The organism is Morganella psychrotolerans (assembly GCF_965118875.1).
Taxonomy (GTDB): Bacteria; Pseudomonadota; Gammaproteobacteria; order Enterobacterales; family Enterobacteriaceae; genus Morganella; species Morganella psychrotolerans_C.
The window spans coordinates 164,821-185,596 of sequence record NZ_CBCPJD010000012.1; the positions used below are offsets into that span (position 1 = coordinate 164,821).

Sequence of the window (20,776 nt, forward strand, 5' to 3'; positions counted from 1 at the left end):
AGATGGGGAGCATATACAAGTATGTGACCCAGCTGGTTTCACGCCGCCAACGAACCTGCAGTTTGAATGAATAAAGGTATAATCAATGTCCGGTAAAATGCGATACCTGCAAGTGTTTACCGGCTTTGAATACCCGGTTTGACGGTACTGGTTTCTTACCGGATGCTGACAGGTGAAAGTTGTGAGTCCGGGATTGTAGTTCAGCAACCTGCATTTTCAGCTCATCAGAAGAGCCAGCCAGTTCATCTGCAACCATCACACTACCTTGTGTTGCCTGCTCCAGCTCTGAAAGTGCAGACGCAATTTGTTCAATTCCCTGCTGCTGTTGCTGTGTGGAGACGGAGATTTGTGCCATTAATCCATTAACTAACTCAGCGCCCTGAACAATTTTATTCATATTTTCTTCAGCTTCCGCAACAATGTCCGTACCCTGTTTTACATTCCCGGTAGTGACATCAATCAGCGCTTTAATGTTTTTTGCTGATTCAGAACTGCGATGAGCCAGGTTCCTGACTTCACCGGCAACAACTGTAAATCCTCTTCCGTGTTCACCGGCACGCGCGGCTTCAACTGCGGCATTTAATGCCAGAATATTGGTCTGGAAAGCGATTGAATCAATCAGTGTGATAATTTCTGTCATCTTACCCGTGCATTTATTAATCGATTGCATATTCGTGGCAACATCTGCCATCAAATCACCGCCACGCCCGGCAAACAGAGTAGCTTCCTGTGCATGCTTGCTGACAAGCACAGTGTTATCTGAATTATTCTTTGTTCCTGCCGCAATTTCTTCCATATTGGCAGAGGTTTCAATCAACATCGCAGATTGTTGCTCTGTCTTGGCGGATAGCTCAAAGCTGCGCATGGCTAACTGCTCTGATAATACCGATGCAGAATCAGAAGAGGTGCGGATCTCAGTCACCAACACTGAGATACTTTCCACCAGTTGGTTTACACCGGGGATCAAACGACCGGCACAGTTATTACCAAACTCAGGGATACGCACAGACAAGTTACCGGCATTGACCTCATCAATATTGTTTTTGACGGCATTGATTGGAATCACTAAATATTTAGTGATGTAAATCCAGGATGAGATAAACGTAAAAACACTGACAATATTAAGCAAGACTAACTTAACCGGGAATGAGAGAGGCAACAAAAATATAATATTAATTGTAGTGAAATTACAGATGAGAAATATAACGATGACGGTTCTTATACTGGTATTTTTTAGCATAACACACTCCATCATTTGGGTTTTTTGATATTATAGACCTATCAATGGCAACTTAACCATTTCTTTTACTTTCTATATAATTGATTATTACCCATGATATTTCAATTTTTATTACTCATTAATCAGTGAACCTAATCACATCTGGCCTATAAATATAATAATAAACCAACTAATTATGTCGTTTTTTTTAACAATAAAAAAATTTCACAAAAAAATAGCCCGGAATGCATGTCTGACAGACAGCACTACCGGGCTATTGATGGATTTAGTCAGTTAAAACTATACCCTTATTAATTCAGACCGCAGGTGCGTTAGCCGCATTCGGCTAGCCGGGTCACATACTGATGTATGCTCCCCGTCTATCCTCTCTTGCCGCCTGCCTGCATCCTGAATGACGTTGGGTATAAACCGTATTATTATTTATTCTACTGTGACTGATTTCGCCAGATTACGTGGCTGATCCACATCCGTACCTTTGATTAAGGCAACGTGGTAGGAGAGCAACTGTAACGGGATGGTATAAAAAATAGGTGCAATCAGCTCTTCCACATATGGCAGAGGAATAATTTTCATATTCTCACTGTTACTGAAACCCGCATCTTTATCTGCAAAAACATACAGTAAACCGCCACGGGCGCGCACTTCTTCAATATTGGATTTCAGTTTTTCCAGCAATTCATTATTCGGTGCGATAATGATGACCGGCATATCGGCATCAATCAGTGCCAGCGGACCGTGTTTTAATTCTCCGGCTGCATAGGCTTCTGCGTGGATATAAGAGATCTCTTTCAGCTTCAGCGCACCTTCAACCGCGATAGGGAACTGATCCCCGCGACCAAGGAACAATGCATGGCTTTTATCGGAGAAATCTTCCGCCAGTTGCTCAATCACTTTATCCTGAGACAACATGCTTTCAATGCGGCTCGGTAATGCGTGCAGAGCAGTAACAATACTGTGCTCCAGCGCCTCACCTTTTCCTTTCAGACGACCCAGATATGCCACCAGCATCAGTAACACAGTAAGTTGTGTTGTGAATGCTTTTGTTGATGCCACACCAATTTCAGTTCCGGCTTTAGTCATCACAGCAAAGTCTGACTCACGTACCAGAGATGAACCGGCGACGTTACAGATAGCCAGCGACGTCAGATAGCCCAGTTCTTTACCCAGACGCAGAGCTGCCAGGGTATCCGCTGTTTCACCTGACTGTGAAATGGTGATTAGCAGGCTGTTCTTACGGCAGGCCGGTTTGCGATAGCGGAATTCAGACGCGATTTCCACATCACACGGAATTCCTGCCAGTGCTTCAAACCAGTAACGGGATACCATTCCGGCATTGAATGATGTACCACAGGCAATAATCTGGATATGTTCGATACCGGACAGTATTTCGCGGGCTTTTTCACCCAGTTCACTAAACTCAACAGTATCGTTGTGCAGACGCCCTTCCATCGTATTTTTGATGGCCAGCGGCTGCTCATAAATCTCTTTCTGCATGTAATGACGGTAAATACCTTTATCACCGGCATCGTACTGAACATTAGACTCGATAACGTCTCGTTCGATTGCATCACCGTTTTTGTCAAAAATAGCCACATCACGGCGGGTAATTTCGACAATATCCCCTTCTTCAAGGTAGATAAAGCGGCGGGTTACCGGCAAAAGTGCCAGTTGATCGGATGCCAGGAAGTTTTCACCCACCCCCAGACCAACCACCAGCGGGCTGCCTGAACGGGCAGCAACCAGCAGCTCAGGAGTACGTGAATCCATAATGACAGTACCGTACGCGCCACGCAGCTGCGGGATAGCGCGCTGTACAGCTTCACGCAGTGTACCGCCTTGTGAATGCTCCCAATTGACCAGGTGAGCAATCACTTCAGTATCAGTATCGGATGTGAACTGATAGCCGCGGCCTTTCAGTATTTCACGTAATTCACTGTAGTTTTCAATAATACCGTTGTGAACAACCGCAATATTTCCGGAGACATGCGGGTGTGCATTGCGCTCCAGGGGTTCGCCATGTGTTGCCCAGCGTGTGTGCGCGATACCGGTTCCGCCTGTGACAGCGGCTTTTTCTGCTTCTTCCGCCAGCATTCTGACTTTGCCGACTTCACGTAACCGTGTCAGTTTTCCGTCGCTGTCCACGATTGCCATTCCCGCAGAGTCATAACCACGGTATTCCAGACGACGAAGCCCTTCTAACAGAATTTCTGCGATATCACGTTGTGCTACTGCACCAACAATTCCACACATAGTTGTACATTCCTGATTTGACGATGTCCGGCCTGATTGTTTTACGGCTTTGCCGTGTCCCCGGGCTATGTAGATACGGGGTTATTATTATATTTATCGGTCGCCCGGTAACCGGGCGACCGTCTGACTTTTACTTCTTAATCATTCTTACTTCTTAATCTTTTCCGGACGCTTCCAGCCGGCAATCTGTGTTTGTCTGACCCGGCTTATCACCAGTTCATTGTCACCCACATTTTTGGTTACCGTTGTTCCTGCGCCGACGGTTGCACCCTTTCCGATAGTAACCGGTGCCACCAGCTGAGTATCAGAGCCGACAAAGACATCGTCACCAATAACCGTTTTAAATTTATTCGCACCATCATAATTACAGGTGATGGTTCCCGCGCCGATATTCACATTGCTGCCAATATCAGCATCCCCTAAATAACTGAGATGTCCGGCTTTGGAGCCTTCACCCAGTGTCGCTTTCTTCATCTCAACAAAGTTACCGACATGGGCTTTATCTGCCAGCACAGAGCCCGGACGCAAACGTGCAAACGGACCAACAGAGCAATCGCGAGCCATTTCAGAGGATTCAATGACCGAATATGGACTGATTACCGAGCCATCGCCTATAGTGCAATCTTTCAGTACACAACCGGCACCGATCACAACATTATCACCCAGGGTAACATTGCCCTCGATAATCACATTCACATCAATCGTAATATCTTTGCCATGAGTTAGTGAGCCGCGCAGATCAAAACGGGCCGGATCCAGGATCATCACACCTTCAAGTAACAGACGATCCGCCTGTTCACGCTGATAAATACGCTCAAGTGCGGCGAGCTGAAGACGGTTATTCACGCCTTCCATTTCACTCAGTTTTTCCGGATGTGCTGTCTCAATACGACGACCTTCCTGATGCGCAATCGCGATAATATCCGTGATATAAAATTCACCCTGCGCATTGTTATTGTTCAGTTTTGCCAGCCAGCGTTTGAGATCACCACCATTAGCAACCAAAATACCGGTGTTGATTTCATTGATTTTCAGCTGATCTTCAGTGGCATCTTTTTGTTCGATAATCCCGGTGACCTGACCATTTTCACGAATGATACGACCATAACCTGACGGGTTATCCAGAATAACTGTCAGCAAACCAATGCCGCCCTCTGGTTTTACCGCCATCAGGCGCGCCAGAGTCTCTTTAGCGATAAGCGGGACATCGCCGTACAGCATCAGAATATTTTCATCATCCGCAAAGTAAGGTGCAGCCTGCTGCATAGCATGCCCGGTTCCCAGCTGTTCAGCCTGTAAAACCCAGTTCAGATTCTGATCCGACAGCGTATTTTTCAGCAGATCTCCGCCGTGTCCGTAAACCAGATGCACATTCTGCGCGCCCAATGACAGCGCTGTATCAATAACATGCTGAACCATTGGTTTGCCCGCCAGGTGATGTAACACCTTAGGCAGATTGGAATACATACGGGTGCCTTTACCCGCCGCGAGAATCACTACACTTTTAGCATTCGTTGACATAAGAAATCTGATCGCTCCACTTTTAGAGTGCCAAGTAAACCTGTTTACACAAGAAAATACCACATATTTCGCAACGCAAAAAAGCCAGTCAGCGTGATGCTGACTGGCTTTCATCTTTTTACTTACTACCGTTACATCATCTTCTTGGCTAATTCGTCAATTACACGTAATTTTGCAATTGCTTTGGCCAGTTCGGCTGATGCCTGAGCATAATCCACGTCACCATGTGCTTTCCGGATGTTTTCTTCTGCGCGACGTTTTGATTCCATCGCCAGCGCTGCATCCAAATCGTTTGCACGGATAGCCGTGTCCGCAAGTACGATAACGCCATTTGGCTGAACTTCCAGCATACCGCCGGAGAGATAAATCAGTTCTTCTTCGCCAAATTGCTTAACAATCCGTACCATGCCCGGTTTTATGGCAGTCAACAGCGGGGTATGCATCGGGTAAATACCCAGCTCACCTTCACTGCCTGTCACCTGAATCTTCTGGACTAAGCCCTTAAACAGTTGTTTTTCGGCACTTACTACCGTCAGGTGAAACGTCATTGCAGACATATCAGCCTCCTGTCAACCGGATTAAATCTTCTTCGCTTTTTCCACGGCTTCTTCAATGGTACCCACCATGTAGAACGCTTGTTCCGGCAGATGATCGTAATCACCTTCCAGAATACCTTTAAAGCCACGGATGGTGTCTTTAAGGGAAACGAACTTACCTGGTGAACCAGTGAAGACTTCTGCCACGAAGAACGGCTGAGAAAGGAAGCGCTGGATTTTACGGGCGCGGGCAACAACCAGTTTATCTTCTTCTGACAGCTCATCCATTCCGAGGATTGCGATGATATCTTTCAGTTCCTGATAACGCTGGAGAATTGACTGCACGCCACGAGCCACGTCATAGTGCTCCTGACCAACAACAAGCGGGTCAAGCTGACGGCTGGTGGAATCCAGAGGATCTACCGCAGGGTAGATACCCAGTGACGCAATCTGACGGCTCAGAACAACGGTCGCATCCAGGTGGGCGAACGTGGTTGCAGGAGATGGGTCAGTTAAGTCATCCGCAGGGACGTAAACGGCCTGTACAGACGTAATAGAGCCTGTTTTGGTCGATGTGATACGTTCCTGAAGAATACCCATTTCTTCCGCCAGAGTCGGCTGGTAACCTACCGCTGAAGGCATACGGCCTAACAGTGCAGATACTTCTGTACCGGCCAGTGTATAACGGTAGATGTTATCAACGAACAGCAGTACATCGCGGCCTTCATCACGGAATTTTTCCGCCATGGTCAGACCGGTCAGTGCCACGCGCAGACGGTTTCCCGGCGGCTCGTTCATCTGGCCGTACACAAGTGATACTTTGTCCAGAACGTTTGAATCGGTCATTTCATGATAGAAATCGTTACCCTCACGAGTACGCTCACCGACCCCTGCAAATACAGAGTAACCGGAGTGCTCAATCGCGATGTTACGGATAAGCTCCATCATGTTTACGGTTTTACCCACACCCGCACCACCGAACAGACCGACTTTACCGCCTTTTGCAAACGGGCAAATCAGATCCATTACTTTGATCCCTGTCTCTAACAACTCCTGGGAGCTGGACAGTTCTTCATAAGTAGGTGCAGCACGGTGAATAGACCAGTTTTCTTCTGCGCCGATTTCACCTTTCATATCGATAGGCTCACCCAGAACGTTCATGATACGTCCTAAGGTTTTCACACCGACAGGTACTTCAATCGGGTGACCTAAATCGGTTACGACCAGGTTACGGCTCAGACCGTCAGATGTACCCATTGCGATACAACGGACAACACCGCCGCCTAACTGCTGCTGAACTTCCAGCACCAGCCTTTCTTTACCATTCATAACCTCAAGCGCGTCGTACACTCTCGGTACCGCATCCTGAGGAAATTCGGCGTCCACAACGGCGCCGATAACCTGGATGATTTTTCCAGTAGCCATCTTGAATCCTCTGCGTAATTCGTAAACCTAGCTGTTAAACCGCGGCAGCACCGGAAACTATCTCGGTGAGCTCCTGTGTGATGCTTGCCTGACGCGCTTTGTTGTAAACTAAATTCAGCTCTTTGATCATGTTACCGCCGTTATCCGTTGCAGATTTCATTGCAACCATACGGGCGGCCTGCTCACTGGCCAGGTTTTCCACCACGCCCTGGTATACCAGCGCTTCGATGTAGCGCCGTAATAAGGAATCCAGTAACGCTTTAGGATCAGGTTCGTAAATATAATCCCAGCTCTTTTTCTTCAGGGTTTCATCATCGCTCGGCGGCAATGGCAATACCTGAACAATAATCGGAGCCTGGGACATGGTATTCACAAACCGGTTAGTTACAATATACAGCTTGTCCAGACGACCTTCGTCGTAAGCCTGAAGCATGATTTTTACTGAGCCGATAAGGTCAGCCAGCGAGGGTTCATCACCCATGCCGTTAACCTGAGCAACCACATTCCCGCCCACTGCGGAAAAGAATGACGCTGCTTTTGACCCGATAAGAGCCAGATCAGTCTGAACACCTTTGTCAGCCCAACCTTTCATCTCAACAATCAACTTTTTGAACAAGTTAATGTTCAGGCCACCACACAAACCACGGTCGGTAGAAACAACCAGATACCCGACACGTTTAACCTCACGCTCTTCGAGGTATGGATGTTTGTATTCCAGATTACCTAATGCAATGTGACCAATCACACTGCGGATGGTCTCTGCATAAGGACGGCTGGCCGCCATCCGGTCCTGCGTTTTACGCATTTTGGACGCCGCGACCATCTCCATCGCTTTTGTGATCTTCTGCGTATTTTGTACGCTGGCGATCTTCGAACGTATCTCTTTTGCGCCGGCCATTTGCTCTCCTCATGAACCAGACGGCCTGTGCTGTTCACACAGGCCGTTTAGTATTACCAGGACTGAGTTGCCTTGAAGGTATCGAGGACGTTTTTCAACTTCGCTTCGATATCATCGTTATAGCTACCCGTCTGGTCGATTTCTTTAAGAAGATCAGCATGTTCACGCATGGCATAGCCAATCAGTGCTGCTTCAAACGGCACGACTTTAGATAATTCGATGTCTTCCAGGTAACCACGCTCAGCTGCATACAGTGACAGAGACTGTTGTGCCACTGACATTGGTGCGTACTGTTTCTGCTTGAGCAACTCGGTAACTTTCTGACCGTGGTCAAGTTGTTTACGGGTTGCATCATCAAGGTCAGATGCGAATTGTGAAAACGCCGCCAGTTCACGATACTGTGCCAGAGCGGTACGGATACCCCCGGACAGTTTTTTCATGATCTTAGTCTGTGCAGCACCACCCACACGGGATACAGAGATCCCCGGGTTAACTGCAGGACGGATACCGGCGTTGAACAGGCTCGACTCCAGGAAGATCTGACCATCAGTGATGGAGATAACGTTCGTCGGAACGAACGCAGAAACATCTCCGCCCTGAGTTTCAATGATAGGCAGTGCAGTCAGTGACCCTGTCCGGCCTTTCACTTCACCTTTCGTGTACGCTTCCACATATTCTGCGTTTACACGCGCAGCACGCTCCAGAAGACGGGAGTGCAGGTAGAAAACGTCACCCGGGTATGCTTCACGTCCCGGTGGACGGCGCAGCAGCAGGGAAATCTGACGGTAAGCAACAGCCTGTTTAGATAAGTCATCATAAATGATTAACGCATCTTCACCGCGGTCACGGAAGTATTCACCCATCGCACAACCAGAATACGGTGCCAGATATTGCAGTGCCGCAGATTCAGACGCACTAGCCACGACAACAATAGTGTTAGCCAGGGCATTGTGTTCTTCTAATTTACGGACAACGTTTGCAATAGTGGATGCTTTCTGACCAATCGCAACGTAAATACATTTGATTTCAGAATCACGCTGATTGATGATTGCATCGATTGCCAGTGCGGTTTTACCCGTCTGACGGTCACCGATGATCAACTCACGCTGACCACGACCGATAGGAATCATCGCATCGACAGATTTGTAACCGGTTTGTACAGGCTGATCAACAGACTGACGCTCGATAACACCCGGTGCGATAACCTCAATAGGTGAGAACCCATCATTATCAACCGGACCTTTACCATCAATAGGTTCACCCAGGGTGTTAACCACGCGGCCTAACAGACCACGGCCGACAGGAACTTCCAGGATACGGCCGGTACACTTAACTTTCATGCCTTCTGCTAAGTCGGCATACGGACCCATAACAACCGCACCAACAGAGTCGCGCTCTAAGTTCAGTGCAATTGCATAACGGTTACCCGGCAGAGAGATCATCTCACCCTGCATAACCTCGGCTAAACCGTGGACACGAATGATACCGTCATTGACGGAAACAATCGTACCTTCGTTGTGAGCCTCGCTCACAACATTGAACTGAGCAATGCGCTGCTTGATCAGTTCGCTGATTTCGGTGGAATTCAGTTGCATATGCTCCAGTCCCCTTAAGACTGCAAGACGTCGGTTAAACGCTCGAGTCGATTGCGAATGCTGTTGTCGATGACAAGGTCACCTGCTCGCAATACAAACCCCGCGATAACAGACTTATCAATTTTGCAATTCAGCTTAACTTTGCGTGACAGACGTTTTTCCATCGCTGCAGAAATTTTCGCCAGCTGCTGTTCATTGAGCTCAGCGGCTGAAGTTACTTCAACTTCAACAGTTGACTCCAGCGCAGCCCGCAGTGATGCGAACTGACGGCAAACTTCCGGCAGGGTCACTAAGCGCCCGTTCTCAGCCATGATACGAACCAGGTTCTGAACATGCTCATCGATTTGATCACCGCATACAGTGATGAACGCCTGAGCCAAGGTTTCCGGTGCAAACGAACCGGAAATCAGATCTTTGATCTGCTCATTGCGCGCCACTTCAGCGGTGAACGAAAGCATGTCCTGCCATTTTTCAACGGCCCGGTTTTCCACAGCAAAGTCAAAAGCTGCTTTGGCGTAGGGGCGAGCTACAGTAACGATTTCAGACATGCCCCATCCTCCTTACAGTTCAGCGACAAGTTTATCAACGATGTCGCTGTTAGCAGCTTCATCCACGGTACGTTCAATAATTTTCTCGGCACCCGCGACAGCTAAAATGGCGACCTGCTTGCGTAACTCTTCCCGTGCCCGTTTGCGTTCGGCGTCAATTTCCGCCTGTGCCTGAGCAACGATTTTGCTACGCTCAACTTCCGCTTCTGCTTTTGCTTCATCGATAATCTGAGCGCGTTGTTTATTCGCTTGATCGATAAGGGCAGATGCTTCCGCTTTCGCTTTTTTCATTTGGTCGGTCGCATTGGCTTGCGCTAAGTCCAGGTCCTTTTTAGCACGTTCTGCGGAAGATAAACCGTCAGCAATTTCTTTTTGACGCTTTTCAATGGCCGCCATAATCGGTGGCCATACAAACTTCATACAGAACAAAACAAACAGGACAAACGCGATGGCCTGGCCGAGGATTGTTGCGTTAAGATTCACAGCACAATACCTCTTTTGTTAATTGAGTTGATGTAAATATCAGGGTGAAGCCGCGTCACTACGCGACCGCAAACATTACATACAAGCCCAGACCCACAGCGATCATCGGGATGGCATCAACCAGACCCATTACGATGAAGAACTGCGTACGCAGCAGAGGGATTAAATCAGGCTGACGAGCAGCGCCTTCCAAAAATTTCCCACCGAGGATGCCGATACCGATCGCAGCACCGATAGCCGCCAGGCCCATCATTAAAGCGGCAGCCATGTACAGCAGATCCATATTCAGGTTTTCCATGACAGTCTCCAAGTTTGTTTCAGTTAAATCACAGTTTATTGATAAAAAAATTAGTGCTCTTCAGACGCCATCGACAGATAGACAATCGTCAGAACCATAAAGATAAAGGCTTGTAACGTAATAATCAGTATGTGGAAAATAGCCCACGGAAGGCTCAGTAACCACTGTGACCACCACGGTAGCAGACCTGCAATAAGAATGAAGATCAGCTCACCTGCATACATATTACCAAACAGTCGGAGACCGAGTGATACTGGTTTTGATAGCAGGCTTACCCCTTCCAGAATCAGGTTGACCGGAATGAATACCGGATGGTTAAAGGGCTGTAATGTCAGCTCTTTAGCAAATCCTTTCACGCCTTTCATCTTGATGCTGTAAAAGAGGATAAGAACAAATACACCAATCGCCATCGACAGTGTGATACTTACATCTGCGGTCGGAACGATACGCAGAGCAGGTAAACCGAGGATGTGTTCACCGATATACGGAATAAAGTCGATTGGTAATAAGTCCAGTGCGTTCATCAATAGCACCCACACGAACACAGTTAATGCGAGAGGTGCAATAACCTTGCTCTTGCCGTGATACATATCACGTACGTTGCCATCAACGAAGCCGATAAGCATTTCTACCGCAGTCTGAAATTTCCCGGGAACGCCACTTGTCGCTTTCTTTGCCACTCTTCTGAAAAGCCATAAAAATAAAATACCTAATATGACTGAGAAGAAAAGGGAGTCAATGTTCAGCGTCCAAAACGATGGAGTAACGTTCGCATGGGGATTGACCAACTCGAAAGTATTCAGGTCCAGCTGAAGGTTATTCAGGTGTCCACCGATATACTCTTTTGTGGTTAAACTTTCTCCTGATGCAGACATGATGCCTCTTACCCTTTGTTGTTAAAACCGCTAACGGCTTAGCACGGCCGGTGCAATAATCTGCACAAAAAGCACCGCTAAATAGGTCAGTACAAGTGGTACAACTGCCGCTTTAAACACTCCTAAAGCAACCATCAGTATTGCTATCGCAAGGATAACTTTAAACCCTTCCCCGAGTACAAAAAACCATGCAATCCGGTACGACTGCGATTCCTCATACGCTTTCTGCCGGTTACTAATCAGCAGAAAAATCGCATTAGGTATCCATGCAGCAACTCCCCCGGCCAGCGCGGAAGCACCCCATTCGATACTTTTTATGCAAAAAAGCGCACTAAGTACAACAAACGCCATAAACTGCAAAAACAACAGTTTTTTAGTCAATTTTCCGTTGAAAAGGGAGACAGACATGACATTTATTTTCCCCGTATGCACCTTTAGAGTCAGGCTTACTGATGATGTATAAAACTGCCTTTGCGCGAGAGTGTCAAGAGACAAAAACGTGCAAATTATACGGGCAGTCAGATTGTTTTCAATCAATAAGTAGCGAAAAAGTGAATAAAAAATTAATTTCTCTGCATCCACCACAAATCGTATAAAAAAGAGAGTCTACCTTACCTCAGAATACGATGCGCAACTCATTTTTGAAACGTGATAAAAATCACATAACATAAAATACATTAGTTGAATTAACATTTTATAGCGATTAACGATGGTTAAAATAGTAATACCAATCAACCGGTTAATTAAATATTTAAATGACAATCTGATATTTACAGATTAATTTTAAATTAAATAATTTTTTTTAAAAAAATAGATTATCGGGAAAATTTGTCTGTCATCATTTTTCCGGTATAAAAACAGACCAATATTTACTCTGTCACCGGTTGTCATTTTGTAACGTCACCGTTACGCATTTTATTTTCAAACCGGTAAAAATAAAGGGGCGGTGCAGAAAATGCGCTGACTCCGACCCCTTAAATATATTTCAATTTTTTGATGTACAGCAAACTCAATTTACTTTAAGAATCACCAGGTGGCGTTGTTCATCAAGTTGCGGAACCGATAATTTTTCCACATTCACCAGAGAAATGCCTTCCGGTAACCGGGTCAGTTCCTCATGCGGAACACTTCCCTTCAGTGCAAAAAATCGTCCGTTCTCTGTCGCAGACAAATGTCGGCACCATTTGAGCATATCATCCAGTGAGGCAAATGCCCGGCTGATGACCCCGTCAAACAGTTCGCCCTGATACTCTTCAGCGCGGCACTGAACAGGTTCGATGTTTGTCAGTCCCAGTTCATGCTGAACCTGTTTGAGAAAGCGTATGCGCTTACCCAGGCTGTCCAGCAGGACAAAATGCGCATCGGGGCGGACAATCGCCAGCGGAACACCCGGCAGACCGGCCCCCGTACCAACATCAATAAACCGGCTGCCGGTCAGGTGCGGATTAACAACGATGCTGTCCATGATATGGCGTACCAGCATCTGTTCCGGCTGACGTACCGATGTCAGATTGTAGGCTTTGTTCCACTTGTGAAGCATATTCACATAGCCGACCAGTTGCTGCTTTTGTTGATCGGTCAGCAGGATATCCGCGCTGCGCAGCAACGCAGATAATTGTTGGTGTAAATCATTCATCACTTACGCACTCCGCCGTAAAAGTCCCTGTTTTTTCAGCCAGATCAGCAAAATTGAAATTGCTGCCGGTGTGATACCTGAAATTCTGGAAGCTTGCCCGATGGATGTCGGTTTATGATCGATGAGCTTGGCCACGACTTCGTTAGAGAGACCGGATACCTGACGGTAATCGATATCATCCGGCAGAGTGGCATTTTCATTGCGTAACTGACGCTGGATTTCTTCCTGCTGACGGGAAATATACCCTTCATATTTCACCTGAATTTCCACCTGCTGAGCAGCAACCAGAGAATTCAGACCAGGTGCAAATGTACTCAGCGTCATCAAACCCGCGTAGTCTATTTCCGGACGACGGAGAAGATCTTCCCCGCTGGCTTCTTTTGACAACGGTGCGTTCAGGATCGCGTTGATCTCTTTAACTGATTCTGATTGCGGATGTACACGGATATCGCGCAGGCGCTGACGTTCTTTTTCGATCAACTCCATTTTTTCGCAGAAATGAGCCCAGCGGGCATCATCCACCAGCCCTAATTCACGACCGGTTTCGGTCAGGCGGGCATCTGCGTTATCTTCACGCAGCATCAGTCGGTATTCCGCTCGTGAAGTAAACATCCGGTACGGTTCTTTGGTGCCGAGTGTACAGAGATCGTCAACCAGTACGCCGATATATGCCTGATCACGACGCGGGAACCAGCCTTCCTGTTCAGCCGCATAACGGGCAGCATTCAGTCCTGCCAGTAAGCCCTGAGCTGCTGCTTCTTCGTAGCCCGTTGTGCCGTTAATCTGACCGGCAAAGAACAGGCCGTGCAGATGTTTGCTTTCCAGCGTTTGTTTCAGGTCGCGGGGGTCAAAGAAATCATATTCGATAGCATAACCGGGGCGTACAATTTGTGCATTTTCCAGGCCTTTCATTGAATGAACGATTTTCATCTGCACATCAAACGGCAGGCTGGTGGAGATCCCGTTAGGGTAAATCTCATTGCTGGTCAGCCCTTCCGGCTCCAGGAAAATCTGGTGCTGATTACGATCAGCAAACCGCATCACTTTATCTTCAATGGACGGGCAGTAACGTGGCCCGATCCCTTCGATCACACCGGCATACATCGGGCTGCGATCTAAATTCTGACGAATAACATCGTGGGTTTTTTCATTGGTGTAGGTGATGTGGCACGGCATCTGTTCCGGATGCTCATTCACATTTCCCATGAACGAGAAAACCGGCTCCGGATTATCACCGTATTGAGCGGCTAACTGAGTAAAATCAATAGTTCGTGCGTCAATACGTGGCGGTGTACCTGTTTTCAGACGACCAACACGCAGCGGCAATTCCCGCAGACGGTGTGACAGGGAAACTGATGGCGGATCACCGGCACGACCACCGCTGTAGTTTTCCAGTCCGATATGAATTTTGCCGTCCAGGAATGTCCCGACTGTCAGCACAATAGATTTTGCCCTGAATTTCAGTCCCATTTTGGTTACGGCGCCCGTCACAATATCGTTTTCAACGATAAGATCTTCAACAGGTTGCTGGAAGATAGTCAGGTTAGGCTGGTTTTCCAGAGCCATTCTGACGGCTTGCCGGTAAAGCACACGGTCAGCCTGAGCACGGGTGGCGTGAACAGCCGGTCCTTTGCTGTTATTGAGCGTTCTGAACTGAATACCTGCACAGTCAGTGGCATGTGCCATCAGTCCGCCCAGTGCATCGATCTCTTTTACCAGATGTCCCTTGCCGATCCCACCGATAGCAGGGTTGCAGGACATTTGACCCAGAGTGTCGATATTGTGAGTCAGCAAAAGAGTTTGACGACCCATTCGTGCAGCAGCCATTGCAGCTTCAGTACCGGCATGGCCACCACCGATAACTATGACGTCAAAATGATCCGGATAAAACATGTTAAACCTTCATTACAAAATGCAGTTGTGCATCGGGGGAAAGAATATAACTCAACTCGTGGCGTCTGACCATGTGCGGTATGAGCCGGGTAATTATTTAAAGATCTTTTTATTTAAAGATCTCTTTATTAGATCTTTTATTAGGATCGTGGTCTTCTGTGGATAAGTGAAAAATCCCTATACAGATCATTTAACTGTAAAGGATCCTTTCCTGTGAGGTTCCGTTGATCCCGGCGCGTATAAGCTGGGGTTAAAAGACCTGTTTATCCACAGGGGGGTAGGAGAGGCGATCTTATTCAGTGAATAACTACCGGTTGATCGCAGGTTGATCCCAGAGTTATCCACATCTGACTGCTGTTTTTATCAGCAAATCAGCACAAATTTATCCATTCTTTGATCCAGATCTCCGCGGGATCTTCAGGAATCTCATGTTTCTGGATATCTATTTCGAGTGATTCACCTATTTTTTGCGCGCCCAGAGAAGCAAGAAGGGTATCGAGTGTCCGGATTGCACCACAAAAAGTATCATATTCACTGCTGCCTATCCCGACTGCACCATAGCTGACGCTGCTCAGATCAGGTTTCTGCTCACGCAGGGCGTCAGCGAATGGCTGAATATTTTCAGGAAGGTCACCTGCACCATGCGTTGATGCGACGATTAACCAGGTGCAGTTCTGCTGCGGAACATCATTCAGTTCAGGACCATGCTGTACATCGGTGGTAAACCCGCTGTTATCCAGTATTTCTGCAACATGCTCAGCGACATATTCTGCGCTGCCCATTGTACTTCCGCTGATGAGTGTAACTGTGGTCATGGTGATCCCCTGCTGTAAAGAGCCGACATTGTACTCTGTGAAACAGCTGGGATCTACCTGTGGATATTGTGGTTATAACATTTTTTTCTTACGGATGGATCGTTCGTATGATCGGGTTTTGTAAGGAGATAAGTGTTTCGGTGGACTGTATTTCATCAATACTCTGGATCTTGTTGATAAGTACATCCTGAAGTGACTCGATCGTTTTACACATCACTTTAATAAAAATACTGTACTGTCCGGTGGTGTAATAGACTTCAACCACTTCTTCAAGCTTATCGAGTTTTGTCAGAGCGGTAGGGTAGTCTTTAGCGCTTTTTAATATGATGCCGATAAAACAGGTCACATCAAAGCCCAGGTGCTTTGCACTGATATCTACCCGGGTTCCGGTGATGATACCTGCCTGCTTCATTTTTTCGACGCGGACATGAATGGTTCCCGGACTGACCGCGAATTTTTTAGCTAATTCCGCATAAGGTGTGCGGGCATTTGCCATTAAAGCGTGAAGTATGTCACGGTCCAGATTATCGATCTGATAAATTTCGGTCATTTTAAGCCCTCTAAATTAGCGAAAATTCATTTTAGGTACCATTAAAATGAATTTTATAAATGGTAAAGGGTATTTTTGATAAAGTATATTGAATTTATACCCTGTTCTGTTGCTTAATCTATCTCACAGGCAATACATGTTCCGCATAACAAGGATTATTATCATGGAAAAATCATTCATCCGACAGCAGCAACAAATCAGCTTCGTGAAATCTTATTTTTCACGTCTGCTGGAAAAACAACTGGGCCTGATTGAAGTTCAGGGACCTATTTTAAGCCGCGTGGGTGATGGTACTCAGGATAATTTATCCGGAAGTGAGAAAGCGGTTCAGGTGAAAGTTAAATCATTGCCGGGCTCAACCTTTGAAGTTGTACATTCACTGGCTAAATGGAAACGTAAAACGTTAGGGCGTTTTGATTTTCAGCCGGGTCAGGGTTTGTACACCGATATGAAAGCGTTGCGTCCTGATGAGGATCGCTTAACCCCAATCCACTCTGTGTATGTTGATCAGTGGGACTGGGAAAAAGTGATGGCAGATGAGGAGCGTACGTTGCCTTATCTGAAGCAGACAGTGAGTAAAATATATCAGACAATAAAAGAAACAGAACTTGCAGTAAGTACAGAATTTGGTCTGACACCGTTCCTGCCGGACCAAATTCATTTTATTCACTCTGAAGAACTGCTTGCGCGTTATCCGGATCTTGATGCCAAAGGTCGTGAGCGCGCCATTGCGAAAGAGCTGGGTGCCGTATTCTTAATCGGCATCGGCGGTAAATTATCACACGGTGAATCACACGATGTCCGCGCACCTGATTACGATGACTGGACGACTGAAAACAGCGACGGTTATAAAGGGCTGAACGGGGATATCCTGGTGTGGAACCCGGTATTACAGGATGCGTTTGAGTTATCTTCTATGGGGATCCGTGTGGACCCGGTCACACTTGCCCGTCAGCTGGATCTGACTGGTGAGCAGGTACGCATGGAGCTGGACTGGCATAAAGCGCTGGCTGCCGGTGAAATGCCGCAAACAGTCGGCGGCGGCATTGGTCAGTCACGTCTGGTGATGTTACTGCTGCAACGCAGCCATATCGGTCAGGTACAGTGCAGTGTCTGGGCACCGGAAGTGCGCGAAACTATCGCTGATATGCTGTAAATATTCCCGGTGAGCCCGACCGGCTCACCGTCTGAATTGGCGCAGTAAACGTGTTTTTAACCCGGTATCAAAGCGCCAGATGTGATCAAAAACACGCATGATACCGGGCTTTCCGTAATGGGACAGGGCTACCGCATGGAAGCGGTGTTTCCCTTGTAACTGCGAGCGTTTTACCTGTTTTACCACGTCATCCGGCAACCGTTGGGCAATAAAGTCAGACATTACGACCACATCCGCATCACGCCACAGTGGCATCTCCAGCCGTTTTGTTGTTTCTGCCAGACAGGACGCCAGATCTGTACCGCCTTTAAAACTCTGCAACAGAAAGCGGGTCATTTGTTCGATACCATCCCGCGCCAGAAAATCATAATGCACCAGTTCTGTAGAGAAGAGCATCACATGGCACTGACGATTATCTGCCATCGCTATTTTCACCAGCGCCAGACAAAACGCTTTGGCACAGCGTTCATTGAAGCCGCCCATAGAGCCTGAGGTATCAATACAGATAATGAATGGTCCGCGTGGCTGTTTTTCATCATGATGATGAACAACCGGGCGCATTACCTGACTCTCCTGCCAGTGATCGCCTTGCAGGCGATAGGTATATAACTGTTTTTCCGCCAGTTTTCGGTAAAATTCCAGTTCCAGCTCGCTTATGCCGAGAAACGCCAGTTCTGCCGGCAGCAGGCGCAGTACATCATCACTCAGCCCGACACCGCTCACTTCTTCCGGTGTAAAATCGGGAACCTGTTCTGTCACTATGAACGGTTCAAGAATATGGCTCTCCTCCGGAACGGATTTTGCTGTCTGGCTGCGCCCCAGCAGCGACGCCAGTTTTTCCAGCTCCGGCTGGGATTTAAGAAACTCACTGTAGCGCAGCAGAAGATCATCTGTTTGTTTAGGTTGCTTTAGTGATCCTTTCGCCAGATCCCATAACTTACCGGAAGCACGATCATTCTCACTGATGAGGGGATCTAAATTGCCGCTCAGTGCCAGATGCTGCTGAAGCTCAGCCAGTAATTGTTCTTTTTCCTGCTCCAGAATTTTTTTGTGGTATGTCGTGACCTGCAGGATAAGACTCAGCCGCCAGCGCTGATTAAATAAAATCTGATGTGAGGTAGTTTCCTGTTCATCGCGGTGCAGGCGGTGTGCCTCCGGTGAAAACGGGGAGTTACTGTCTGACAGCGCTTTGAGCACACCGGGCAGCAGGCGGTAAAATTCCACGCGGTCAGCACTGATACTTTGCTGATAAAGACGAAATTCATCTGCCAGCGTGGCCGGAACGAGCGCTTCTTTTACCCGCTCCTCCAGCGATTTCCGCCATGAAGGAAGGTCGTGTAATACCGCCCGCTTCAGGCGCGGATGTTTTTCAAAAAACCAGGCTAACTGCGGGGCGGCTAATAATGTCAGGAGGATCTCTTCAATAAGCTCCCCTTCATTGACTGCCAGTGCCAGGTCTAATACCGAGAGACTTAACACTGGTTACCGCTTATCTGGTGTGTCAGTTGTTCCAGACGTTCTGTAACCGGCAGAAAGCTCTCTTCAATCAGGGCTATCCATTCATGGCTGATAAACAGTGCCGGTTGATGCTGTGCAAATAACTGACGCTGTTGCACCAGTGACTGGCGGATGGGGGACAGAGTATCGAGCCAGGTTTGTCTCTGAATATCTGTCATCTGATGATTTTCTCCGGCAGGAAACAGTGTGGAGCTACGCAGACTGACATCGCGCAGTATTAACTGCCCGTTATCATTAACCACCGCAGAAACGGACTGGGTAAATCCGATCCCGTTGAATTTCACCGCAATGTGTTCACCTTTTTCAAAAAAGGTATCAAAAGCACTGCGCTCAATAACCACATGTGTGACTGTAATGTCATGCAGCGTGAGTGGCGTATGCAGAAAGAGTGTCAGTGCGCCGGGCGGCTGGTTATCCGGTAACGCATAGCTGGCTTTGCGCGCGAAACGTCCTGAATTGCGGATAACACAGAATGCATCCTGAAGCTGTTGTGTTTGTGTCGCCAGAAGCCATTCCTGATAGTATTTCTCCAGTTTCAGCAGCAGGCTGCGCTGCTGGTAAGCCTGTTCACTCATCAGTTGTGTCAGTAGTTGAGGAATAGATTTCAGTGAGGTCATATCATGCCAGAGGCAATCTTTCAGCAGGATCAGATCTAATGGTGTGATACTGCTGTGCCCGTTAAAAAAGGCACTGGCCTGTAACAGCCTCAGGGCTTTTTTCCAGCGGCGGTCAGAAATATAGGGCGCGCTATCCAGTCGCTCAATATCGCGGCGTAATTGGTAAATAAGCTCGAATATCTGATCGGTCAGCACAATGCTGTCAATCTCAGTCTGCCACTGATGGTATTCCTCATCCGTAACCTGTAAATGTGCAGGGATCACCTCTTCAGCCACGCGCTGAGTATTGCTCAGCATGGCACGGAAATTTTGTTTTTCCTGTAGTTTATCGAGCCACAGCCGGATAAGCATCCGGTCATAAAGAGCTTCCAGGCTGCTGTCATTGTCCGGCAGTTCATTCGACGCGGCCACCAGCAAGCGCATGGGAATAGTATCTTCACTGTTACCATTGCGGTATTTCCGTTCATTAACCGCCGTCAGCAGTGTATTGAGGATCGCCGGTCCGGCTTTCCAGATTTCATCAAGGAAAACGATTTCCGCATCCGGCAGATAGCCTTGTGTGATACGCTGATATTTACCTTCATCTTTCAGTGCCTGAATAGAGAGCGGACCGAAAATCTCTTCCGGTGTGGAGAAGCGGGTCATCAGATATTCAAACGCACGGGCATGACTGAATATTTGTTTCATCCGCCGCGCAATCATACTTTTGGCAATTCCCGGCGGACCGAGCAAAAAAACACTTTCACCACTGAGTGTGGCTAATAAACAGAGCCGGATGGCGTGCTGGCGTTCATACAGGCCGGTTTCCAGATGGCGGCTTAACAGAGCAATGCGTTCTGAACGTTGCATGGCGATCCCCGTGAATTTACTGATGCAGTTTCTGTCTTTATAAACTAAAAAAGCTACCGTGTTTACTGTGTTA

General features: G+C 47.5%; 19 protein-coding genes. 1 reads left to right on the top strand and 18 read right to left on the bottom strand.

Annotated elements, in window-relative coordinates; all coding sequences use genetic code 11:
* Positions 1 to 82 precede the first annotated feature (82 nt).
* The 16 genes from ACMHKJ_RS13740 to asnC form a co-directional block, all read right to left on the bottom strand.
* On the bottom strand, positions 83 to 1,240 hold the full coding sequence (locus tag ACMHKJ_RS13740; protein WP_413494737.1) for a methyl-accepting chemotaxis protein: 1,158 nt from the start codon (positions 1,238 to 1,240) through the stop codon (positions 83 to 85).
* Between the two features lie 420 nt (positions 1,241 to 1,660).
* A complete protein-coding gene (gene glmS, locus ACMHKJ_RS13745) occupies positions 1,661 to 3,490 on the bottom strand; it encodes a glutamine--fructose-6-phosphate transaminase (isomerizing) (protein ID WP_413494738.1) in 1,830 nt (609 codons plus the stop codon).
* 147 nt (positions 3,491 to 3,637) lie between these two features.
* Positions 3,638 to 5,011, bottom strand: a complete 1,374-nt coding sequence (gene glmU, locus ACMHKJ_RS13750; RefSeq protein ID WP_413494740.1) for a bifunctional UDP-N-acetylglucosamine diphosphorylase/glucosamine-1-phosphate N-acetyltransferase GlmU — start codon at positions 5,009 to 5,011, stop codon at positions 3,638 to 3,640.
* A 131-nt stretch (positions 5,012 to 5,142) separates the two neighbouring features.
* Positions 5,143 to 5,568: a F0F1 ATP synthase subunit epsilon gene (locus tag ACMHKJ_RS13755; RefSeq protein ID WP_004236731.1), complete on the bottom strand. Its 426-nt coding sequence runs from the start codon at positions 5,566 to 5,568 to the stop codon at positions 5,143 to 5,145.
* Positions 5,569 to 5,589: 21 nt separating this feature from the next.
* Positions 5,590 to 6,972, bottom strand: coding sequence for a F0F1 ATP synthase subunit beta (gene atpD / locus ACMHKJ_RS13760; RefSeq protein WP_413494742.1), 1,383 nt, complete (start codon positions 6,970 to 6,972; stop codon positions 5,590 to 5,592).
* Between the two features lie 34 nt (positions 6,973 to 7,006).
* Positions 7,007 to 7,870: a F0F1 ATP synthase subunit gamma gene (gene atpG / locus ACMHKJ_RS13765; protein ID WP_413494744.1), complete on the bottom strand. Its 864-nt coding sequence runs from the start codon at positions 7,868 to 7,870 to the stop codon at positions 7,007 to 7,009.
* 53 nt (positions 7,871 to 7,923) lie between these two features.
* Positions 7,924 to 9,465, bottom strand: a complete 1,542-nt coding sequence (atpA, locus tag ACMHKJ_RS13770) for a F0F1 ATP synthase subunit alpha (RefSeq protein ID WP_067368995.1) — start codon at positions 9,463 to 9,465, stop codon at positions 7,924 to 7,926.
* A gap of 14 nt (positions 9,466 to 9,479) precedes the next feature.
* Positions 9,480 to 10,013, bottom strand: coding sequence for a F0F1 ATP synthase subunit delta (gene atpH, locus ACMHKJ_RS13775; protein WP_413494746.1), 534 nt, complete (start codon positions 10,011 to 10,013; stop codon positions 9,480 to 9,482).
* Positions 10,014 to 10,025: 12 nt separating this feature from the next.
* The gene (gene atpF / locus ACMHKJ_RS13780; RefSeq protein ID WP_067368990.1) at positions 10,026 to 10,496 is read right to left on the bottom strand and encodes a F0F1 ATP synthase subunit B; all 471 of its coding nucleotides are present in this window, start codon (positions 10,494 to 10,496) and stop codon (positions 10,026 to 10,028) included.
* 58 nt (positions 10,497 to 10,554) lie between these two features.
* Positions 10,555 to 10,794 (bottom strand): F0F1 ATP synthase subunit C, encoded by a 240-nt coding sequence (atpE, locus tag ACMHKJ_RS13785; protein ID WP_413494771.1) that lies wholly within the window; start codon positions 10,792 to 10,794, stop codon positions 10,555 to 10,557.
* A 50-nt stretch (positions 10,795 to 10,844) separates the two neighbouring features.
* The gene (gene atpB, locus ACMHKJ_RS13790; protein ID WP_413494748.1) at positions 10,845 to 11,669 is read right to left on the bottom strand and encodes a F0F1 ATP synthase subunit A; all 825 of its coding nucleotides are present in this window, start codon (positions 11,667 to 11,669) and stop codon (positions 10,845 to 10,847) included.
* A gap of 30 nt (positions 11,670 to 11,699) precedes the next feature.
* Entirely contained in the window at positions 11,700 to 12,077 is a 378-nt protein-coding gene (atpI, locus tag ACMHKJ_RS13795) for a F0F1 ATP synthase subunit I (RefSeq protein ID WP_413494750.1), read from the bottom strand.
* 601 nt (positions 12,078 to 12,678) lie between these two features.
* Positions 12,679 to 13,305: a 16S rRNA (guanine(527)-N(7))-methyltransferase RsmG gene (rsmG, locus tag ACMHKJ_RS13800; protein ID WP_413494752.1), complete on the bottom strand. Its 627-nt coding sequence runs from the start codon at positions 13,303 to 13,305 to the stop codon at positions 12,679 to 12,681.
* A 3-nt stretch (positions 13,306 to 13,308) separates the two neighbouring features.
* Complete coding sequence (gene mnmG, locus ACMHKJ_RS13805; protein ID WP_413494754.1) at positions 13,309 to 15,198, bottom strand: tRNA uridine-5-carboxymethylaminomethyl(34) synthesis enzyme MnmG; 1,890 nt, start codon at positions 15,196 to 15,198, stop codon at positions 13,309 to 13,311.
* A 371-nt stretch (positions 15,199 to 15,569) separates the two neighbouring features.
* Positions 15,570 to 16,013, bottom strand: coding sequence for an FMN-binding protein MioC (mioC, locus tag ACMHKJ_RS13810; RefSeq protein ID WP_413494756.1), 444 nt, complete (start codon positions 16,011 to 16,013; stop codon positions 15,570 to 15,572).
* Between the two features lie 88 nt (positions 16,014 to 16,101).
* Positions 16,102 to 16,563: a transcriptional regulator AsnC gene (asnC, locus tag ACMHKJ_RS13815; protein ID WP_067368974.1), complete on the bottom strand. Its 462-nt coding sequence runs from the start codon at positions 16,561 to 16,563 to the stop codon at positions 16,102 to 16,104.
* A gap of 163 nt (positions 16,564 to 16,726) precedes the next feature.
* Between asnC and asnA the strand changes: the two genes are divergently transcribed.
* Entirely contained in the window at positions 16,727 to 17,719 is a 993-nt protein-coding gene (gene asnA / locus ACMHKJ_RS13820) for an aspartate--ammonia ligase (protein WP_413494758.1), read from the top strand.
* A 24-nt stretch (positions 17,720 to 17,743) separates the two neighbouring features.
* Here asnA and viaA read toward each other — a convergent pair whose 3' ends face one another.
* Complete coding sequence (gene viaA, locus ACMHKJ_RS13825; protein WP_413494759.1) at positions 17,744 to 19,198, bottom strand: ATPase RavA stimulator ViaA; 1,455 nt, start codon at positions 19,196 to 19,198, stop codon at positions 17,744 to 17,746.
* Positions 19,192 to 20,703, bottom strand: a complete 1,512-nt coding sequence (gene ravA / locus ACMHKJ_RS13830) for an ATPase RavA (RefSeq protein WP_413494760.1) — start codon at positions 20,701 to 20,703, stop codon at positions 19,192 to 19,194. Before ravA ends, viaA begins: the two co-directional genes overlap by 7 nt.
* Positions 20,704 to 20,776 lie beyond the last annotated feature (73 nt).

What these genes read in the sequence shown, in the direction of transcription:
- ACMHKJ_RS13740 (WP_413494737.1), bottom strand. Translation starts at nt 1,240, where the DNA reads ATGCTAAAAAATACCAGTATAAGAACCGTCATCGTTATATTTCTCATC.
- glmS (WP_413494738.1), bottom strand. Translation starts at nt 3,490, where the DNA reads ATGTGTGGAATTGTTGGTGCAGTAGCACAACGTGATATCGCAGAAATT.
- glmU (WP_413494740.1), bottom strand. Translation starts at nt 5,011, where the DNA reads ATGTCAACGAATGCTAAAAGTGTAGTGATTCTCGCGGCGGGTAAAGGC.
- ACMHKJ_RS13755 (WP_004236731.1), bottom strand. Translation starts at nt 5,568, where the DNA reads ATGTCTGCAATGACGTTTCACCTGACGGTAGTAAGTGCCGAAAAACAA.
- atpD (WP_413494742.1), bottom strand. Translation starts at nt 6,972, where the DNA reads ATGGCTACTGGAAAAATCATCCAGGTTATCGGCGCCGTTGTGGACGCC.
- atpG (WP_413494744.1), bottom strand. Translation starts at nt 7,870, where the DNA reads ATGGCCGGCGCAAAAGAGATACGTTCGAAGATCGCCAGCGTACAAAAT.
- atpA (WP_067368995.1), bottom strand. Translation starts at nt 9,465, where the DNA reads ATGCAACTGAATTCCACCGAAATCAGCGAACTGATCAAGCAGCGCATT.
- atpH (WP_413494746.1), bottom strand. Translation starts at nt 10,013, where the DNA reads ATGTCTGAAATCGTTACTGTAGCTCGCCCCTACGCCAAAGCAGCTTTT.
- atpE (WP_413494771.1), bottom strand. Translation starts at nt 10,794, where the DNA reads ATGGAAAACCTGAATATGGATCTGCTGTACATGGCTGCCGCTTTAATG.
- atpB (WP_413494748.1), bottom strand. Translation starts at nt 11,669, where the DNA reads ATGTCTGCATCAGGAGAAAGTTTAACCACAAAAGAGTATATCGGTGGA.
- atpI (WP_413494750.1), bottom strand. Translation starts at nt 12,077, where the DNA reads ATGTCTGTCTCCCTTTTCAACGGAAAATTGACTAAAAAACTGTTGTTT.
- rsmG (WP_413494752.1), bottom strand. Translation starts at nt 13,305, where the DNA reads ATGAATGATTTACACCAACAATTATCTGCGTTGCTGCGCAGCGCGGAT.
- mnmG (WP_413494754.1), bottom strand. Translation starts at nt 15,198, where the DNA reads ATGTTTTATCCGGATCATTTTGACGTCATAGTTATCGGTGGTGGCCAT.
- mioC (WP_413494756.1), bottom strand. Translation starts at nt 16,013, where the DNA reads ATGACCACAGTTACACTCATCAGCGGAAGTACAATGGGCAGCGCAGAA.
- asnC (WP_067368974.1), bottom strand. Translation starts at nt 16,563, where the DNA reads ATGACCGAAATTTATCAGATCGATAATCTGGACCGTGACATACTTCAC.
- asnA (WP_413494758.1), top strand. Translation starts at nt 16,727, where the DNA reads ATGGAAAAATCATTCATCCGACAGCAGCAACAAATCAGCTTCGTGAAA.
- ravA (WP_413494760.1), bottom strand. Translation starts at nt 20,703, where the DNA reads ATGCAACGTTCAGAACGCATTGCTCTGTTAAGCCGCCATCTGGAAACC.